The organism is Paraburkholderia sp. SIMBA_054, from assembly GCF_046534875.1.
Taxonomy (GTDB): Bacteria; Pseudomonadota; Gammaproteobacteria; order Burkholderiales; family Burkholderiaceae; genus Paraburkholderia; species Paraburkholderia hospita.
The window spans coordinates 1-260 of record NZ_JAWRXV010001066.1; the positions used below are offsets into that span (position 1 = coordinate 1).

The following is a 260-nucleotide window of genomic DNA, read 5'->3' on the forward strand; positions in this document are numbered from 1 at the left end:
GTCATAACGACATTAGGAATCATGCTCGGTTTAGCGGTTCTATTAATGATTGTTGTACTATTCTTCGTATTCCCTGTAAGACGTCGTATTATTTCATTAGCCTTTGTGTTAGTCGGATTAATATGGACATTTGGTTTCATGGGATGGGCCGGAATCCCGATTACACTCGCAACAATGGCGACACTACCAATCATTATAGGGCTCGGCACTGACTTCGGTGTTCAATTCCATAATAGATATGAAGAGGAATATAAAACGAG

General features: G+C 40.4%; 1 protein-coding gene. It reads left to right on the forward strand.

Going from position 1 to position 260, the window contains the following annotated elements:
- Positions 1 to 21: 21 nt before the first annotated feature.
- On the forward strand, positions 22 to 260 hold a 239-nt coding region (locus SB822_RS58435), incomplete at its 3' end, for a hypothetical protein (protein WP_410859290.1).